At 59.2% G+C, this 14546-nt stretch carries 15 protein-coding genes and 1 tRNA gene; 10 read left to right on the forward strand and 6 right to left on the reverse strand.

Going from position 1 to position 14546, the window contains the following annotated elements:
* The first annotated feature begins 50 nt into the window (after positions 1-50).
* Together N2601_RS15000 and N2601_RS15005 are read left to right on the forward strand one after the other, a co-directional pair.
* Positions 51-127: transfer RNA gene (locus N2601_RS15000), tRNA-Arg, on the forward strand.
* 352 nt (positions 128-479) lie between these two features.
* Complete coding sequence (locus N2601_RS15005) at positions 480-863, forward strand: hypothetical protein (protein WP_260303179.1); 384 nt, start codon at positions 480-482, stop codon at positions 861-863.
* Positions 864-873: 10 nt separating this feature from the next.
* Here N2601_RS15005 and N2601_RS15010 read toward each other — a convergent pair whose 3' ends face one another.
* The gene (locus N2601_RS15010; RefSeq protein WP_104824555.1) at positions 874-1539 is read right to left on the reverse strand and encodes a hypothetical protein; all 666 of its coding nucleotides are present in this window, start codon (positions 1537-1539) and stop codon (positions 874-876) included.
* Positions 1540-1722: 183 nt separating this feature from the next.
* On the opposite strand from N2601_RS15010, the gene N2601_RS15015 reads away from it, so the two are divergent.
* The 3 genes from N2601_RS15015 to N2601_RS15025 all read left to right on the forward strand — a co-directional run bounded on the left by N2601_RS15015 (position 1723) and on the right by N2601_RS15025 (position 2897).
* Entirely contained in the window at positions 1723-1998 is a 276-nt protein-coding gene (locus N2601_RS15015; RefSeq protein WP_245463903.1) for a BrnT family toxin, read from the forward strand.
* A complete protein-coding gene (locus N2601_RS15020) occupies positions 1992-2306 on the forward strand; it encodes a BrnA antitoxin family protein (protein ID WP_104824556.1) in 315 nt (104 codons plus the stop codon). The genes N2601_RS15015 and N2601_RS15020 overlap by 7 nt, the downstream gene beginning before the upstream one ends.
* Before the next feature lie 78 nt (positions 2307-2384).
* Positions 2385-2897 carry a EutP/PduV family microcompartment system protein gene (locus N2601_RS15025; protein WP_104825236.1) on the forward strand — a complete coding sequence of 171 codons (513 nt, stop codon included), beginning with the start codon at positions 2385-2387 and terminating at the stop codon, positions 2895-2897.
* A gap of 49 nt (positions 2898-2946) precedes the next feature.
* Here N2601_RS15025 and N2601_RS15030 read toward each other — a convergent pair whose 3' ends face one another.
* Positions 2947-3213, reverse strand: a complete 267-nt coding sequence (locus N2601_RS15030) for a BON domain-containing protein (RefSeq protein ID WP_104824557.1) — start codon at positions 3211-3213, stop codon at positions 2947-2949.
* A 203-nt stretch (positions 3214-3416) separates the two neighbouring features.
* Here N2601_RS15030 and dxr point away from each other — a divergent pair, with 203 nt between their 5' ends.
* The 3 genes from dxr to N2601_RS15045 all read left to right on the forward strand — a co-directional run bounded on the left by dxr (position 3417) and on the right by N2601_RS15045 (position 6353).
* Positions 3417-4610, forward strand: coding sequence for a 1-deoxy-D-xylulose-5-phosphate reductoisomerase (dxr, locus tag N2601_RS15035; protein ID WP_104824558.1), 1194 nt, complete (start codon positions 3417-3419; stop codon positions 4608-4610).
* A 38-nt stretch (positions 4611-4648) separates the two neighbouring features.
* Complete coding sequence (locus tag N2601_RS15040) at positions 4649-5563, forward strand: pyridoxal-phosphate dependent enzyme (RefSeq protein WP_104824559.1); 915 nt, start codon at positions 4649-4651, stop codon at positions 5561-5563.
* A 160-nt stretch (positions 5564-5723) separates the two neighbouring features.
* On the forward strand, positions 5724-6353 hold the full coding sequence (locus N2601_RS15045) for a LysE family translocator (RefSeq protein ID WP_104824560.1): 630 nt from the start codon (positions 5724-5726) through the stop codon (positions 6351-6353).
* A 127-nt stretch (positions 6354-6480) separates the two neighbouring features.
* Here N2601_RS15045 and hemA read toward each other — a convergent pair whose 3' ends face one another.
* The 4 genes from hemA to N2601_RS15065 form a co-directional block, all read right to left on the reverse strand.
* A complete protein-coding gene (gene hemA / locus N2601_RS15050; RefSeq protein ID WP_104825237.1) occupies positions 6481-7692 on the reverse strand; it encodes a 5-aminolevulinate synthase in 1212 nt (403 codons plus the stop codon).
* 214 nt (positions 7693-7906) lie between these two features.
* Positions 7907-8701: an FAD binding domain-containing protein gene (locus N2601_RS15055; RefSeq protein ID WP_104824561.1), complete on the reverse strand. Its 795-nt coding sequence runs from the start codon at positions 8699-8701 to the stop codon at positions 7907-7909.
* 20 nt (positions 8702-8721) lie between these two features.
* Complete coding sequence (locus N2601_RS15060) at positions 8722-11067, reverse strand: xanthine dehydrogenase family protein molybdopterin-binding subunit (protein ID WP_104824562.1); 2346 nt, start codon at positions 11065-11067, stop codon at positions 8722-8724.
* A gap of 83 nt (positions 11068-11150) precedes the next feature.
* Positions 11151-11639 carry a (2Fe-2S)-binding protein gene (locus N2601_RS15065; protein WP_104824563.1) on the reverse strand — a complete coding sequence of 163 codons (489 nt, stop codon included), beginning with the start codon at positions 11637-11639 and terminating at the stop codon, positions 11151-11153.
* 301 nt (positions 11640-11940) lie between these two features.
* Between N2601_RS15065 and N2601_RS15070 the strand changes: the two genes are divergently transcribed.
* Positions 11941-12237 (forward strand): YMGG-like glycine zipper-containing protein, encoded by a 297-nt coding sequence (locus N2601_RS15070; protein WP_104824564.1) that lies wholly within the window; start codon positions 11941-11943, stop codon positions 12235-12237.
* Between the two features lie 367 nt (positions 12238-12604).
* Entirely contained in the window at positions 12605-14530 is a 1926-nt protein-coding gene (locus tag N2601_RS15075) for an autotransporter assembly complex protein TamA (protein WP_199773496.1), read from the forward strand.
* Positions 14531-14546 lie beyond the last annotated feature (16 nt).

Below are 14546 nucleotides of genomic sequence, written 5' to 3' on the forward strand. Positions count from 1 at the left end.
GTAAAAGGGCTTGGCTTCGGGCCCTTGCTTTTGTATGGATCAATGTCAGTGGTCCCGTAGCTCAGCAGGATAGAGCATCAGATTCCTAATCTGAGGGTCACGCGTTCGAATCGCGTCGGGATCACCATTGGTTTCAATGAATCTCATCCGTGACCTAGAGATTCCGGTTCTCTCCATGCCGTGGCGCGGCGCGACCTTTGGCGCAAATCGGCATTATCTTCGACACGGCAAAACTGAATCGCAAAAATCCCCCGCTGAAGATCGCTCGCTCCCACCTTTTCCACTCAAGTATGTTTTCGATCTCGGACTTTGCCATTTCCTCTGATCCCCAAGCCGAGAGGACCTCTCCCAATTCCACTGAGATTTCCGTTAGCGGAGGTTTGATTCATGTCGACGCAGTGTAACCCGTATTGAGCGTAAGTCAGATGGCAATAAAGGAATTAGAGTTGTGCCTTCTGATTTGATAAGACGATCAAACCATGCGGTTTTGGCTCTGGGAGACAGCTTCTATGGAATGGGTAGTGCCACTTGTCGGAGGTCTCGGCCTGGGATCGCTTCTGAAGACCGTGATTGACCACTTCAATTCCAGGCGTGCCGTGACGAAAGACCGCCTTTATCAAGAAAAGCGTGAGGCCTACATCGGCCTTCTCGGTGCGTTACACAAAGCGGCCATCCAACATTCGAACGAAAACTCCAAGGAATATGCCCTATGGCAGACCCGCTGCCAGCTATTCGGCTCGTCGGAAGTTTCGCGCTTCGCACAAGCTATCCTCGATACCAACGACGGACCGCGAGATGAAAGGGATGCGGCTTTTCACGGTCTAATCGAAACAATGCGGAAAGACCTACAGCGCTCGGCGTGACGTATGATTGTCATCGATCTGCAGGAGAACGCTCAGGGATTTCGCGGGCGCCGTCGTGGAGCGCCTGAAGCAGCAAAGGCGGGTTCACCGGCTTCTTGGGGCGACTATCAACGTGAGACTGGTAGCGTCCCGCGTCCGGCCCCCAATCGAAGTAGATCCCGTTTCCAGGCTGGCGCAGTTGTTCAGCTTCAGCTTGCGTGATTGTCAAATTGATTTCTGTTAGGCGCCGCACCCTCTTTTCGCCGACAATCTTAGCGAAGATTTCCAACGTATAATCGCCCGCTGCAAAATCGAAATTTCTCACGTCCGACGGGGTAAGAAAATGATGATTTGTGGCGACGCCTTCGGCGCCTACATATAGGCCAGAACCTCTTGCAAGCCGGTCTTCGCCATAGACCCAAATGCTGAAATTCTGTTGTGTCTCACCACGGCGAAGGCGAGCATAGGCGTTTTCGACGACATGACCACGGTGAGCACTTGAGAAGAGCAAGGTCCGTAGGAAGACTTTAGAAATCCCCTTTTCCTCACCCGTGCCGCCGTCAGGACCAAAGAAAATAACCGTTGGCTTAGTCATTTTGATCTCGCCCTTTCGAAGCAAGGTCAGCCAGAGCGTTGTCGCCGACATTGCTAGGGCCAGAACTGAAGCGCCGATGCTAAATATCTGCCCCAACTCCATTCGCATTATCCCCAATGATTCATCTATGCGGACCTTACCATGGAAGGACAATCTGAGCGTGAAGGAATTGGTTGCTGAGCAATCGAGAAGATCGAGGCCGCTGGCTAGCTTGGAGCGGCCTATGAGTGCATCACCGGATGCATCACCATTCCATTTTCCGTGTACGAATATTCTTGCTGCCTATTGAATTTCCGTGTACGAAAATTATATGGAGATCATCTGGACGAACTGAAGCGCGAAACAAACCTCGCCAAGCACGGCCTGGACTTTGCCGATCTCGATATTGAATTCTTCGCAGGTTCTGTCGTCGTCCCCGCGAATGATGGCCGCTCCATGGCCATCGGTGAACTGGACGGACAGATCGTTGCAGCCGTCGTATTCAAGCCGCTTGGCTCAGAAGCCATCTCGGTCATTTCGATGCGCCCTGCAAGCCGCAAGAAAAGGAAGCTCTTATGGTGACGAAGTTCTCTTCACGGCGCCCTCTGAATGAGAGAGAAGAAGCCGAAATTCAAAAGATGATCGCGTCCGATCCAGATGCTCCGGAAGCAACGGATGAGCAACTTGCTCAGGCGAAACCCTTCGCAGAAGCCTTTCCGGATCTGATGGGTAGCATTAAGCGCGCCAGGGGGCGGCCAAAAGTGGATGCACCGAAAGTCGCCGTCACCCTGCGAATAGATCCGGATGTCCTTGAGCGATTCCAGTCCAAGGGAAAGGATTGGCGAAGTGATATGACGCATGCGCTACGCAAGGCTGCTGGGCTCAAATAAGCCTAATCTCGAACCTGCGGCCTCGCTGCTGAAACGACCACAGCAGCCTTTGCCTCGATGCCCTGTAGGGTTACAAACATGACGCGCGTGATGGTGATCGGCAATGCAGGTGGCGGAAAGTCGACGATGTGCAGAGCATTAAGCACTGCGCACGCATTGCCTTATTTCGCAATCGACAAGATTCAGTGGAAGCCGAATTGGATCCAGACGCCCAAGTCGGAATTTGCAGCGTCGCATGAAACCTGGCTTTCGCAAGGGCGGTGGCTGATTGATGGCTACGGGTCGTGGGAATCCGTTGAACGTCGGATGGATGTGGCTGATACGATTGTTTTCGTGGATCACCCGATATGGATTCATTACTGGTGGGCCACCAAGCGCCAGGTGAAGTCTCTATTCCTTGGCCGCCCGGATGGACCTGACGGATGCCCGATGTTTCCGGTTACTATTCGTCTCTTCAAAATGATGTGGTGGCTGCATCGGGAAATGCGTCCAAAACTGCTTGCCGCAATCGAAGCTCACCGCGGGCACGCACGGATCATCCACATTCGATCACCGAAAGAGCTTGCTGAGTTCGCCGCCAACCCAGGATAGGCAGCAGCACGTCCCCCAACCCTGTTGTCGGAAGGTGGCGCCCTGACCCTCACCCCACCAAAATCCTGTTCCTTACCAGCCTCACCCCCGGCACGGCCTCGGCCACCACAGTCGCCCGCTCGATTTCCTGCGGTGTTGCCGCCGTTCCGTCCAAACGGATTTCCTGGCCGACGGCGGTTACTGTGACGTCGGAGGCGTCGAGGCCGCCGGCGACGGCGAGCGCATCGGCGACGGTGGATTCCAGTGCCGAGCGTTTAGCGTTTTCGCTTTCTATTTCAGGCCTTACGCCGTGAAACGTAGCCGCTTTAAAAACCATTGTTGCCCTTCTCCTGCGCCTCTGCCGGATGGGGAACGCGGTATCAGCGTATTGGTTCATTAGCGGCCCGAAAATTGCCGCAAAACCTGGAAACTCCAGCAGGAAGGGACCAGAGGGAGGGCGCCGATAGAGCTGCGGACTTGCCGCCTCCCGCGATCCCCTGTAGAGCCATGGGCGATTACAGCAATATTCGGACACTTGGAATGACAACCGGGAGCAAGGCGCCGCGCCGCCTGACGATATTGGGTTCGACCGGCTCGATCGGGCAAAACACGCTCGACGTCATCGCCCAATTGGGCGGGCGCGAGGCGTTCGAGATCGCCGCGATCACCGGGCACGACAATATCGATCTCTTGGCGAGCCAGGCGAAAGCCTGTGGCGCCGCTCTCGCCGTCACGGCCAATGAAGACCGGTATCAGGCGCTGAAGGACGCGCTTGCCGGCACCGGCATCGCCGCGGCGGCCGGCCGGAATGCTCTCATTGAGGCCGCCTCCATTCCCTCCGACTGGGTGATGGCGGCGATTGTCGGCACGGCGGGCCTTGCGCCGACGCTTGCGGCTGCGCACCGGGGCGCCGATATCGCGCTTGCCAATAAGGAATGTCTGGTTTCAGCCGGCGAACTCTTCGTCCGTGCCGTCAGCGAAGGCGGCGGACGGCTGATCCCGGTGGATAGCGAGCACAGCGCGATTTTCCAGGCGCTGGAGGACGACCAGCAGCATGCGGTCGAGCGCATCATCCTGACCGCCTCGGGCGGCCCCTTCCGCACATGGTCGCGCGAAGAGATGGCCAATGTCACGGCAGCGACCGCGCGCGCGCATCCGAACTGGTCCATGGGCCTGAAGATCTCCATCGGCAGCGCTTCGATGTTCAACAAGGCGCTGGAGATGATCGAGGCCAAACATCTGTTCAATGTCGGCCCGGATCAGATCGAGGTTATCGTCCACCCACAATCCATCGTCCATTCGATGGTCGGCTATACCGATGGCTCGGTGCTGGCGCAGCTCGGCTGTCCGGACATGCGCACGGCGATCGGCTATGCGCTGACCTATCCGTCCCGGCCGAAGCTCGATGTCGACCGGCTGGATTTTGCAAAACTGGCCCGGCTGGATTTCGAAGCGCCGGACGAGGTTCGTTTCCCCGCACTGCGCCTTGCCCGCACCGCGCTGGAACGCGGTGGGCTGCAGGGCGCCGTCATGAATGCCGCCGAAGAGATTGCCTTCCAAGCCTTCGTGGACGAACGCATCGGCTTCCTCGAAATGGCCGATATTGCCGAAGCGGTCATGGACCAAATGATCGGGATTGGCAGCGCCGAAACGATGGATGCAGTCTTTGCCGCCGATGATGAGGCACGCGGCCGCGCCAGCGCGCTTGTTGCCCAGCGCGACAAGGCAGCCTAACATCCTCGCCAACAACGCTTTTGCGGAGAGATCACTCCATGGCACTTCACCTCGAAACTCCGCTCCTCGAATCCCGACCGCTCAGCCAGGTTTCCGGATGCTCCATCTGGCTGAAAATGGATGCGCTCCAGCCGCCCGGCTCCTTCAAGATCCGCGGCATAGGGGCCGCCTGCGAACATCATGCCAGAAACGGAAAGCGGCGCTTCGTATCCTCCTCCGGCGGCAATGCCGGCATTGCGGTGGCCTATGCCGGTCGTCGCCTTTCGATCCCCGTATCGGTCTTCGTTCCGGAAACAACGACCGAACGGGCAAAATCGTTGATCCGCCAGGAGGGCGCCGAGGTTTTCGTGAACGGGGCATCCTGGCAGGAGGCAAACGAACACGCGCTGCAGGCGGTCGACGCGGGAACGGCGTTCATCCACCCCTTCGATGATCCGCTCGTCTGGACAGGCCATGCAACGTTGATCGACGAGGTCGTCAGAGCCGGCGTGCCGTTCGACGCCGTCGTTCTTTCGGTCGGCGGTGGCGGGCTGCTGGCCGGCATTTCGGAAGGACTTGATCGTAACGGTCTTCAGCATGTTCCGATCATCGCCGCCGAAACGGAAGGTGCCGCCTCGCTCGCAGCCGCAGTGAAAGCCGGAAAACCGGTGGAATTGCCGGCCATCACCAGCATCGCGACATCGCTTGGCGCTCGCAAGGTCGCCGAACGCGCCTTTGAGATTACTCGGAACAGGCCGGTCGATTGTGTTGTTGTCAATGACCTAGTCGCCGTCGACGCATGCATGCGCTTCCTCGACGATCATCGCGTCCTCGTGGAGCCGGCTTGCGGCGCCGCATTGGCCGTCGCCTACGCCCATGCCGATCAGTTGGCACGCTTCGAGCGCGTGCTGATGATCGCCTGCGGCGGAGCAACCGCAACCCTCACGCAGTTGCAAGCCTGGCAAACCTCCTGATCGATGTAGCCTCTTGGGCGACGATGCTTTTCGATAGGGCCGTCATCGGCCCACGAAAGCGCCAACATGTAGGCATAAACTTACCTATTGGTTCTGGTTATTGCCATTCCTGATAATGATGCTAGAGAGGAATTCCGGCCTTACTTTCAAAGGAATCAAGATGCCGGATCTCTCAACGCTCATTGTATTCGCCGCTGCGGCGCTGGTGCTAACCGCCACGCCCGGCCCAGACATGCTTCTTATTGCTTCGCGGAGCGTCAGCCAGGGCCGATCCGCCGGCTTCCTGACCTATGCGGGTATTGCGCTCGGCACCTATTGCCACGCCCTGGCCGCAGCACTTGGCCTATCACGGCTTTTCCTGAACGTGCCAATTGCCTATGAGATCGTGCGCTGGGCGGGCTGCGCCTATCTGCTCTATCTGGCCTTCAAGACCCTACGTTCGCAGGGCCCTGCCTTCGCGCCCTCGGCCGGACTCAAACGGCTTTCGGGCCGGCGCATCTTCATCGAGGGTCTCGCGACCAATATTCTAAACCCGAAGATGGCCTTGTTCGTGCTTGCCCTGTTCCCGCAATTCGTTGATCCGAACGGCTCGATGGTCATCCAGATGGCTCTACTGGCTACCATCCTGAATGGGATCGGCTTCCTAGTAAACGGTTCCGTCATAGCGCTCAGCAGCCACATCCGAGGTCGACTCTCGGCGATCAAGCATATTCCGAAGCTGCCGCAATATCTGCTGGCGACAGTCTTTGCCGGCCTTGCATGCCGCCTGGCCCTGGGAAGCCGCAGCTGACCTCTGCAGTATAAAAGATCATCGCGGAAATGGGCCGCACGCCGACATTTCCGCAATGAGAACCGCTTCAATTGTGCCGAAAGCCGCGCCCGTCAATCCCGGCGCGGCATGGTGAGAAAGTCACCTCTTACGCGACAGCCCTTGCCAGCGCACAGCGCGACCAGAGTGCATGCAGCGCGCCGACGAGATGGTCGATATCGGCGTCGGAATGCAGCGGCGTCGGCGTGATGCGCAGCCGTTCGGTCTTCTTCGGCACGGTCGGATAATTGATCGGCTGGACGTAGACGCCCATATCAAGCAGCAGATCCGAGATCCACTTGCACTTGGCGGCATCGCCGACCAAAACCGGCACGACATGGCTCGGATTCGGCATGTGCGGAATACCTGAGGCATCGAGCTGCGCGCGCAGCCGGCGAACCCGATCCTGATGGCGGGCGCGTTCGAACTGGCTGACCTTCAGGTGTCGGATCGAGGCGACTGCGCCTGCCGCCAATGCCGGCGGCAATGATGTCGTAAAGATGAAGCCGGACGCGAAGGACCGGATGAAATCGCAAAGTGCGGTCGAGGCGGCGATATAGCCGCCCATGACGCCGAAGGCCTTGCCGAGCGTGCCCTCGATCACCGTCAGCCGGTCCATCAGGCCTTCGCGTTCGGCAATGCCGCCGCCGCGTGGGCCGTACATGCCGACAGCATGCACTTCGTCGAGATAGGTCATGGCGCCGTATTTGTCGGCGAGATCGCAGATCTCCTTGATCGGAGCGATATCGCCATCCATCGAATAGACGCTCTCGAAAGCGATCAGCTTCGGCGCCTTCGGATCGGCGGCCTTCAGCTTGGCTTCGAGATCATGCAGGTCGTTATGCTTCCAGATGACCTTGTCGCACTTGGCGTAGCGGATACCTTCGATCATCGAAGCGTGGTTCAGCGCGTCGGAGAAGATGATCAGGCCAGGAATCTTCGCGCCGAGCGTGCCGAGCGTCGCCCAGTTGGAAATATAGCCGGAGGTGAAGATCAGCGCCGCTTCCTTGCCGTGCAGATCGGCGAGTTCCTGCTCCAGGAGAACATGGTAGTGGTTGGTGCCAGAAATATTCCGGGTGCCTCCCGCACCCGCGCCACAGTGATCGATGGCCTCTTTCATGGCTTCGATCACCTTGGGATGCTGGCCCATGCCGAGATAGTCGTTCGAGCACCAGACGGTTACGTCCTTGGAGCCTTCGGGCGTATGCCAGGTCGCGCGCGGAAAGCTGCCGCGCTGACGCTCCAGATCGGCGAACACGCGATAGCGGCCTTCCTTGTGTAGACCGTCCAGTTCACCTTTGAAAAATGCTTCGAAATCCATCATCTGCTCCAGAACCATGCGACCGTTTTCATGATTGCCGGTCTGCACGTCAACCCCTCCGCATCGCTTTCGCACTCGCTGCGGCAAATGGCCCTTAATTTTGAACAATTCCAGACAACAATTGTCAATCACCGAGAATTGACAATCGAACCTTTCTGGAACCTCGAAGCCGGAAAGGCAGCTAAGCCGCCCTTCCGGCAGTTTTCACGAGGCTTTATGCCGCCGCCGCGGCGCGCTTGGCCATGACCTTGATCAAATTGGCGCGATATTCTGCCGTGGCATGCAGATCGGAGAGCAGCGCCGACGAATCGATCGCCACGTTGGCGAGCGCATCCGGCGACCAGTTCGCCGCAAGCGCCTGCTCCATCCCGTCATGACGGAAGACCCCATCGGCACCCGCGCCGGTGACTGCGACCCGCACACCTCCCGTTCCCTTGGTGACGAACACGCCGGTCATGGCGTAGCGCGAGGCCGGATTGGGAAACTTGGCGTAGCCGGCCTTTTCCGGTGCCTCGAAGGTTATGGCGGTGATCAGCTCGCCCTCTTCCAGCGCCGTCTCGAACAGGCCGGTGAAGAAATCGTCGGCAGCGATCTGACGCCTGTCAGTAACGATGGTGGCGCCCAAGCCCAGCATGGCCGAAGGATAATCCGCCGCCGGGTCGTTGTTGGCGACCGAGCCGCCGATCGTGCCCATATGGCGGACATGCGGATCGCCAATCATGCCGGCAAGATCGCAGAGCGCCGGACAGACGGCGCGGATCGCCGCCGAGGAGGCGACCTCCGCATGCGTCGTCGCAGCCCCGATCGTTACCCTGCGGCCGTCGACGCGGATGCCCTTCAGCGCCGGAATATGCCTGAGATCGACGAGATCGCTCGGCGAGGCCAGACGCTGCTTCATGGTGGCAATCAGTGTCATGCCGCCGGAGACATATTTTCCCTCCGACGTATCGGACAGAAGCTTGACGGCTTCGTCGACCGAGGAGGCGCGGTGATAGTTGGTTGCGTACATGGTTTTCTCCTCCCCTTGTCTCAGGCCACGGCCTGCGCCGCTTCCCACACCTTGAGCGGCGTGGCGGGCATTGTCAGGGCATTATTGCCGATCGCATCGGTAATGGCGTTGATCAGCGCCGGCGGAGAGCCGATGGCGCCCGCCTCGCCGCAGCCTTTGATCCCCAGCGGATTGTTCGGGCAAGGAGTGTTTTGGTGCGACAGGTTGAAGGACGGCAAGTCGTCGGCGCGCGGCATGGCGTAGTCCATGAAGCTCGCCGTCAGCAACTGGCCGCTGGCATCGTAATGCACGCCTTCCAGCATCGCCTGCCCGACCCCCTGGGCGATGCCGCCATGCACCTGTCCCTCGACGATCATCGGATTGATGATATTGCCGAAGTCGTCAGCGGCGACGAACTGGATAATGTCGGTCTTGCCGGTTTCCGGATCGACCTCGACTTCGCAGATGTAGCAGCCGGCCGGGAAGGTGAAGTTGGCCGGATCGTAGAAGGCGGTTTCCTTCAAGCCCGGCTCCATGCCGGCGGGCAGGTTATGCGCCGTATAGGCGGCCAGCGCCACCTGGAACCAGGGCAGCGACTTGTCGGTACCGGCGACTTTGACTTCGCCGTTTTCGATGACGATATCGCTCTCGTCGGCTTCCATCAGATGCGCGGCGATCTTCTTCGCCTTGGCCTCCACCTTGTCGAGCGCCTTCACCACGGCGGACATGCCGACCGCGCCGGAACGTGAGCCATAGGTGCCCATGCCCATCTGCACCTTGTCGGTGTCACCATGAACAATCGACACGCTATCGATCGGCACGCCGAAACGGTCTGCGACGAGCTGAGCGAAGGTCGTCTCATGACCCTGGCCATGGCTATGCGAACCGGTGAGCACCTCGACGGTGCCGACCGCATTGACCCGAACCTCGGCCGATTCCCACAGGCCGACGCCGGCGCCGAGCGACCCCACCGCCTGTGATGGCGCGATACCGCAGGCCTCGATATAGCAGCTCATGCCGATACCGCGCTTCAGTCCGCGCGCCTCCGCGGCCGCCCTGCGGGCCGGGAAACCGTCCCAATCGGCCTGCTGCATGGCGGCGTTGAGAGAGGCCTCATAGTCACCAGCGTCATAATTCATGATCACCGGCGTCTGATGGGGGAAGGAGCGGATGAAGTTGGTTCGCCTGAGTTCCGCCGGTGAAACGCCGAGCTCGCGCGCCGCCGTTTCCATGGTACGTTCCAGCAGATAGGTTGCCTCCGGACGCCCGGCACCGCGATAAGCATCGACCGGCACCGTATTGGTATAGACAGTGCGGACATTGGCGTGGATCGCCGGGATTTCATATTGGCCCGAAAGCAGCGTCGCGTAGAGATAGGTCGGCACCGCCGAAGAGAAGAGCGACATATAAGCGCCGAGATTGGCGATCGTGTCGACCTTCAGTCCGACAACGCGGTTTTGCGCGTCGAAAGCCATCTTCACCTTCGAGACATGGTCGCGGCCATGAGCATCGGTTAGGAATGCCTCGGTACGGTCTGCCGTCCATTTGACCGGCACGCCGGTCTTCTTCGACGCCCAGAGACAGACGATCTCCTCGGGGTAAATGTAGATCTTGGAGCCGAAACCGCCGCCGACATCAGGCGCAATGACGCGCAGCTTGTTTTCCGGGGCGACATTGTAGAAAGCGCTCATGACCAGCCGGGCCACATGCGGGTTCTGGCTGGTGGTGTAGCACGTATAATGATCGTCGCCGGCATCATAGATGCCGAGGGTCGCGCGCGGCTCCATGGCATTCGGCGAGAGCCGGTTGTTGTGGATTTCAAGTTCCGTGACATGGGCCGCCTCGGCGATTGCCTTGTCGGTCGCCGCGGCATCGCCGAGCTCCCAGTCGAAGATCAAATTATCGACCGCTTCCGGATGGAGCTGCGGCGCGCCGGGCTTCAGCGCCTCGACCGCCTCGATCACGGCAGGAAGCTCTTCATAATCCACGACGACGGCTTCGGCGGCATCGCGAGCCTCGCCAAGCGAATCGGCAACGACGATCGCCACGGCATCGCCAACATAGCGCACCGTCTCGACAGCCAGCGGCCGCCAGGCGCCCATCTTCATCGGCGAGCCGTCCTTGGAATGAATCATCCAGCCGCAGATGAGGTTGCCGATGCCATCGGCCAGCAATTGCTTACCATCCAGCACGCCAATCACGCCCGGCATGGCCAATGCGGCCGAGGCATCGATGCCGGTGATCTTCGCATGCGCATGCGGGCTGCGGACGAAATAGGCATATTTCATGCCCGGCGCCACCATATCGTCGGTATAGCGCCCCTTACCCGTCAGAAATCGTTTGTCTTCCTTGCGCGCGACGCGCGCGCCAATGCCTTCAACGCCCATGACATCCTCCCATTGGGGTTCCGGGGTCGGCAATCCGCCAAGATAACGGTCGTTGGCGTTCGCCAGACAATCTCGGTGAAATTTTATTCGGCCGCCTGTTTGGCGGCATGCATCTCAGCATTGGCGGCAAGGACCGCCTTGACGATATTGTGGTAGCCGGTGCAGCGACAGATATTGCCGTCAAGTTCGGCCCGCACAGTCTTTTCGTCCAGCGCGCCGCCATGGCGATTGATCATGTCGACGGCTGTCATCACCATGCCGGGGGTGCAGAAGCCACATTGCAGGCCGTGATGCTCCTTGAAGGCGGCTTGAACGGGATGCAGTTCGCCATTGGCAGCCAGACCCTCGATGGTTGTAATATCGGAGCCGGATGCCTGCACGGCCAGGATCGAGCAGCTCTTGATCGATTTGCCATCCATGTGAATGACGCAGGCGCCGCATTGTGTGGTGTCGCAGCCGACATGCGTTCCTGTCAGGCCAAGCTTTTCTCTGATGAAATGGACGAGCAGCATGCGATCCTCGCACTCGCCGCCGACCGTCCGGCCGTTCACCGTCAAAGTCACTTTTGACATATTTTCCTCCTCGCCTCTCCTCCAGAGGCAACAGTCATCATTTGACTTTTTTGTAGTGCAATCAACCTCTACTTTAGAAAGACGGTGGATTTTTCTCTCCGTCTAGTTCCTTTTCTTTGCCAAATGTTGATCTATCGAGTTTAGCACCAAAAAAACCGCAACTGCCCAATGGACAAACATATTTTGCACGATATTTCTTCGTAGCTGCAGGGACTGCAAGGACAGCCCATCGTGGTGGAGCTGAAAAAATTGGGACGGCGTTGGCCGGGGGTACCGGCTTAACTAACGTTGGAGAGAATATATGAAGAAAGCTCTTATGCTCGCATTGGTCGGCTTGTCTATCGCAAGCTGCACCCCGACTGAACAAGGCGCCGGCATCGGCGCGGCATCTGGCGCCATCATCGGCGGCGCCGTTACCGGCAATGTCCGTGGTGCAGCCGTCGGCGCCGCGATTGGCGGTGTTTCGGGTGCAGTGATCGGCAGCGTCGCCGAACAGCCGGGCCAGTGCTACTACCGTGACCGCTATGGCCGCCGTTACATCGACGATTGCCCGCGTGGCGGCTATCGTCGCAGCTACTATGATGGCGGCGGTTACTGATCCAATACGGATTTGAGATACCGAAGTCCCGGGCCTGAGGTCCGGGACTTTTTGATTCCGGCTCCTCGTCTTTTCATCTGTAAGAGGTGCAAAACTGGTGTCGCCCCAAGGGAAATGACGCCAATTTCAACGCTGGATCGAAGCAATGACCATGGGAGCGACGACCGCCATTTGCTCCCTAAAGAGCGCTGAAATAGCCCTAAGTCCCGGACGAAAATCCGGGATTTTTCATTTCCGCCGCGGTCTTTTGCAGGTTTTTGAGTCTAAAAAGGTACACGCGGGACGGTTTTGCCTCTATGGTGGCCCGCGCGTTAACCCGGGGGAAACGCCAAACTGAGAAAGTTCTTATATAACCGTAAAGCGGCGTATGCATAAAAGAACTGGTCCGAGGAAGAGTATTGCGTATCGGCGAGCAGGCACCGTAATGGCGGTTGCGGCAACGATTGCGCTCGGCCCACTCCATGCCGGAAACGCGTTTGCTTTCAAACTGTTCGGCATGACGCTCTGGGGCGAAGACGATACGACAGACCAGGTTTCCGATCCCGTTCATTACACCGTCGATTTCAAGACGGACAATCTCGACAAGGATCTCAAGGAGGCCTTGACCGACAGCTCCATGCTGGTTTCGGACAAGAAAAAGCCCGTCTCCGGCGACCTCGGCGTCGTCATCAAGGCGCGCGATGATCGCGACCGGCTGATCGCCACCCTCTATGAAAAAGCGCGCTATGGCGGCGTGGTCACCATCACAGTCAACGGCACCGATATCGATGCGCTGTCGCCGAATCCCACCTTTGGCCGTTCGAAGCCCGTCGCAGTCACCATCAGCGTCGATCCAGGCCCGGTCTTCACGCTAGGCAAGATCAAGCTGCTCGGCGATGCCCGCAATCTCGACCCTGCCGGCTATGGGCTTGTTCCGGGCGGTGACGCCGGCTCGCTGACGATCCTGAAAGCCGGCGACAAGATCGTCGCAGACTTCAAGAACCAAGGCCATCCGCTCGCCAAGCTGATCAAGCGCGATGTCGTCGCCGATCACGAGACCAACAGGGTCGACGTGGCGCTCAGCGTCGAAAGCGGGCCCATGGCGCCCATCGGCAATGTCGGCGTCAGCGGCCAGAAATCGGTCGACCCGGATTTCATCAAGCGCTATGCCCGCATCAACGAGGGCAAGCCCTATTCGCCGGATGAGCTGAAGAAAGCTTCCGACCGCCTGCGTAAGCTCGGAGTCTTTTCGAGCGTCACCATCCGCGAGGCCGACAAGCTTGCCCCGGACGGCAGCATTCCCATGACCATCGAAGTGGCTGAAGGCAAGCAGCGCTATTTCGGCGTCGGCGCGCAATATTCCACCATCGATGGTTTCGGCGTGCAGGGCTATTGGGGTCATCGCAACCTGACCGGCCGGGCGGATTCGCTGCGCATCGAAGGATCGGTCTCCCGTATCGGCGAAACCACTGATGTCGGACAGCTCGACTATAGCGCCGGCATTACCTATGTCCGGCCAGCGACCTTCTATCCCTCGGCAACCTTTACCGCCGGCCTGAAGATGCAAAGCCTGCATCCGGATGCCTATGATGCCGATACCATCACCGCGAGCGGGAGCCTTGCCTACGAGCTCTCCGATCAGGATACCGTCTCCGGCGGCGGCGAAATTAGCTATGAGCAGGACAGCACCGACGCCTATGGCGATCAAAACTATCTGACGCTGGCGATCCCGCTCGAATATGTCAGGGACACGCGCGACAACAAGCTGGACCCGACTGCGGGCTACCGCGCCTCTGTCAGCGCCAAGCCGAGCTATGAAGCAATAGGCGGCGGAGTGTTTAGCTCCTTCGAAGGCTCGATTTCCGGCTATCAGGGCGTCGGCGCCAACGATAATGTCGTCTTCGCCGGCAAGCTTTCTCTCGGCTCGCTGATCGGCTCCAACAGTATAGAGGACATTCCGGCGACTCGGCGCTTCTATGCCGGCGGCGGCGGCTCGGTACGCGGCTACGCCTACCAGGAAATCACGCCTTATAATTCCAATGGCGATGCGCTCGGCGGCCGCTCCTATGCCACCGCCTCTCTTGAAGCCCGCATCAAGATCACCGATACGATCGGCATCGTGCCTTTCGTCGATATGGGCAGCGTCACCGACAGCACTTTTCCTGACTTTTCCGATGTTCGCATTGGCGCGGGCGTCGGTGTGCGCTACGCTACACCCTTCGGTCCCATCAGGCTCGACGTCGCCGTCCCGCTCAGGAAATATGAGAATGGTACGGCATACGGCATCTATGCCGGCATCGGTCAAGCCTTCTGACACGCCGTACGATCGC

Source organism: Rhizobium sp. CB3060, assembly GCF_025200735.1.
Classification (GTDB): Bacteria; Pseudomonadota; Alphaproteobacteria; order Rhizobiales; family Rhizobiaceae; genus Rhizobium.

Excerpts from the sequence above, each read along its gene's own strand:
- N2601_RS15005 (WP_260303179.1), top strand. The coding sequence starts at position 480 with ATGCGGTTTTGGCTCTGGGAGACAGCTTCTATGGAATGGGTAGTGCCA.
- N2601_RS15010 (WP_104824555.1), bottom strand. The coding sequence starts at position 1,539 with ATGGAGTTGGGGCAGATATTTAGCATCGGCGCTTCAGTTCTGGCCCTA.
- N2601_RS15020 (WP_104824556.1), top strand. The coding sequence starts at position 1,992 with ATGGTGACGAAGTTCTCTTCACGGCGCCCTCTGAATGAGAGAGAAGAA.
- N2601_RS15025 (WP_104825236.1), top strand. The coding sequence starts at position 2,385 with ATGACGCGCGTGATGGTGATCGGCAATGCAGGTGGCGGAAAGTCGACG.
- N2601_RS15030 (WP_104824557.1), bottom strand. The coding sequence starts at position 3,213 with ATGGTTTTTAAAGCGGCTACGTTTCACGGCGTAAGGCCTGAAATAGAA.
- dxr (WP_104824558.1), top strand. The coding sequence starts at position 3,417 with ATGACAACCGGGAGCAAGGCGCCGCGCCGCCTGACGATATTGGGTTCG.
- N2601_RS15040 (WP_104824559.1), top strand. The coding sequence starts at position 4,649 with ATGGCACTTCACCTCGAAACTCCGCTCCTCGAATCCCGACCGCTCAGC.
- N2601_RS15045 (WP_104824560.1), top strand. The coding sequence starts at position 5,724 with ATGCCGGATCTCTCAACGCTCATTGTATTCGCCGCTGCGGCGCTGGTG.
- hemA (WP_104825237.1), bottom strand. The coding sequence starts at position 7,692 with ATGGATTTCGAAGCATTTTTCAAAGGTGAACTGGACGGTCTACACAAG.
- N2601_RS15055 (WP_104824561.1), bottom strand. The coding sequence starts at position 8,701 with ATGTACGCAACCAACTATCACCGCGCCTCCTCGGTCGACGAAGCCGTC.
- N2601_RS15060 (WP_104824562.1), bottom strand. The coding sequence starts at position 11,067 with ATGGGCGTTGAAGGCATTGGCGCGCGCGTCGCGCGCAAGGAAGACAAA.
- N2601_RS15065 (WP_104824563.1), bottom strand. The coding sequence starts at position 11,639 with ATGTCAAAAGTGACTTTGACGGTGAACGGCCGGACGGTCGGCGGCGAG.
- N2601_RS15070 (WP_104824564.1), top strand. The coding sequence starts at position 11,941 with ATGAAGAAAGCTCTTATGCTCGCATTGGTCGGCTTGTCTATCGCAAGC.
- N2601_RS15075 (WP_199773496.1), top strand. The coding sequence starts at position 12,605 with ATGCATAAAAGAACTGGTCCGAGGAAGAGTATTGCGTATCGGCGAGCA.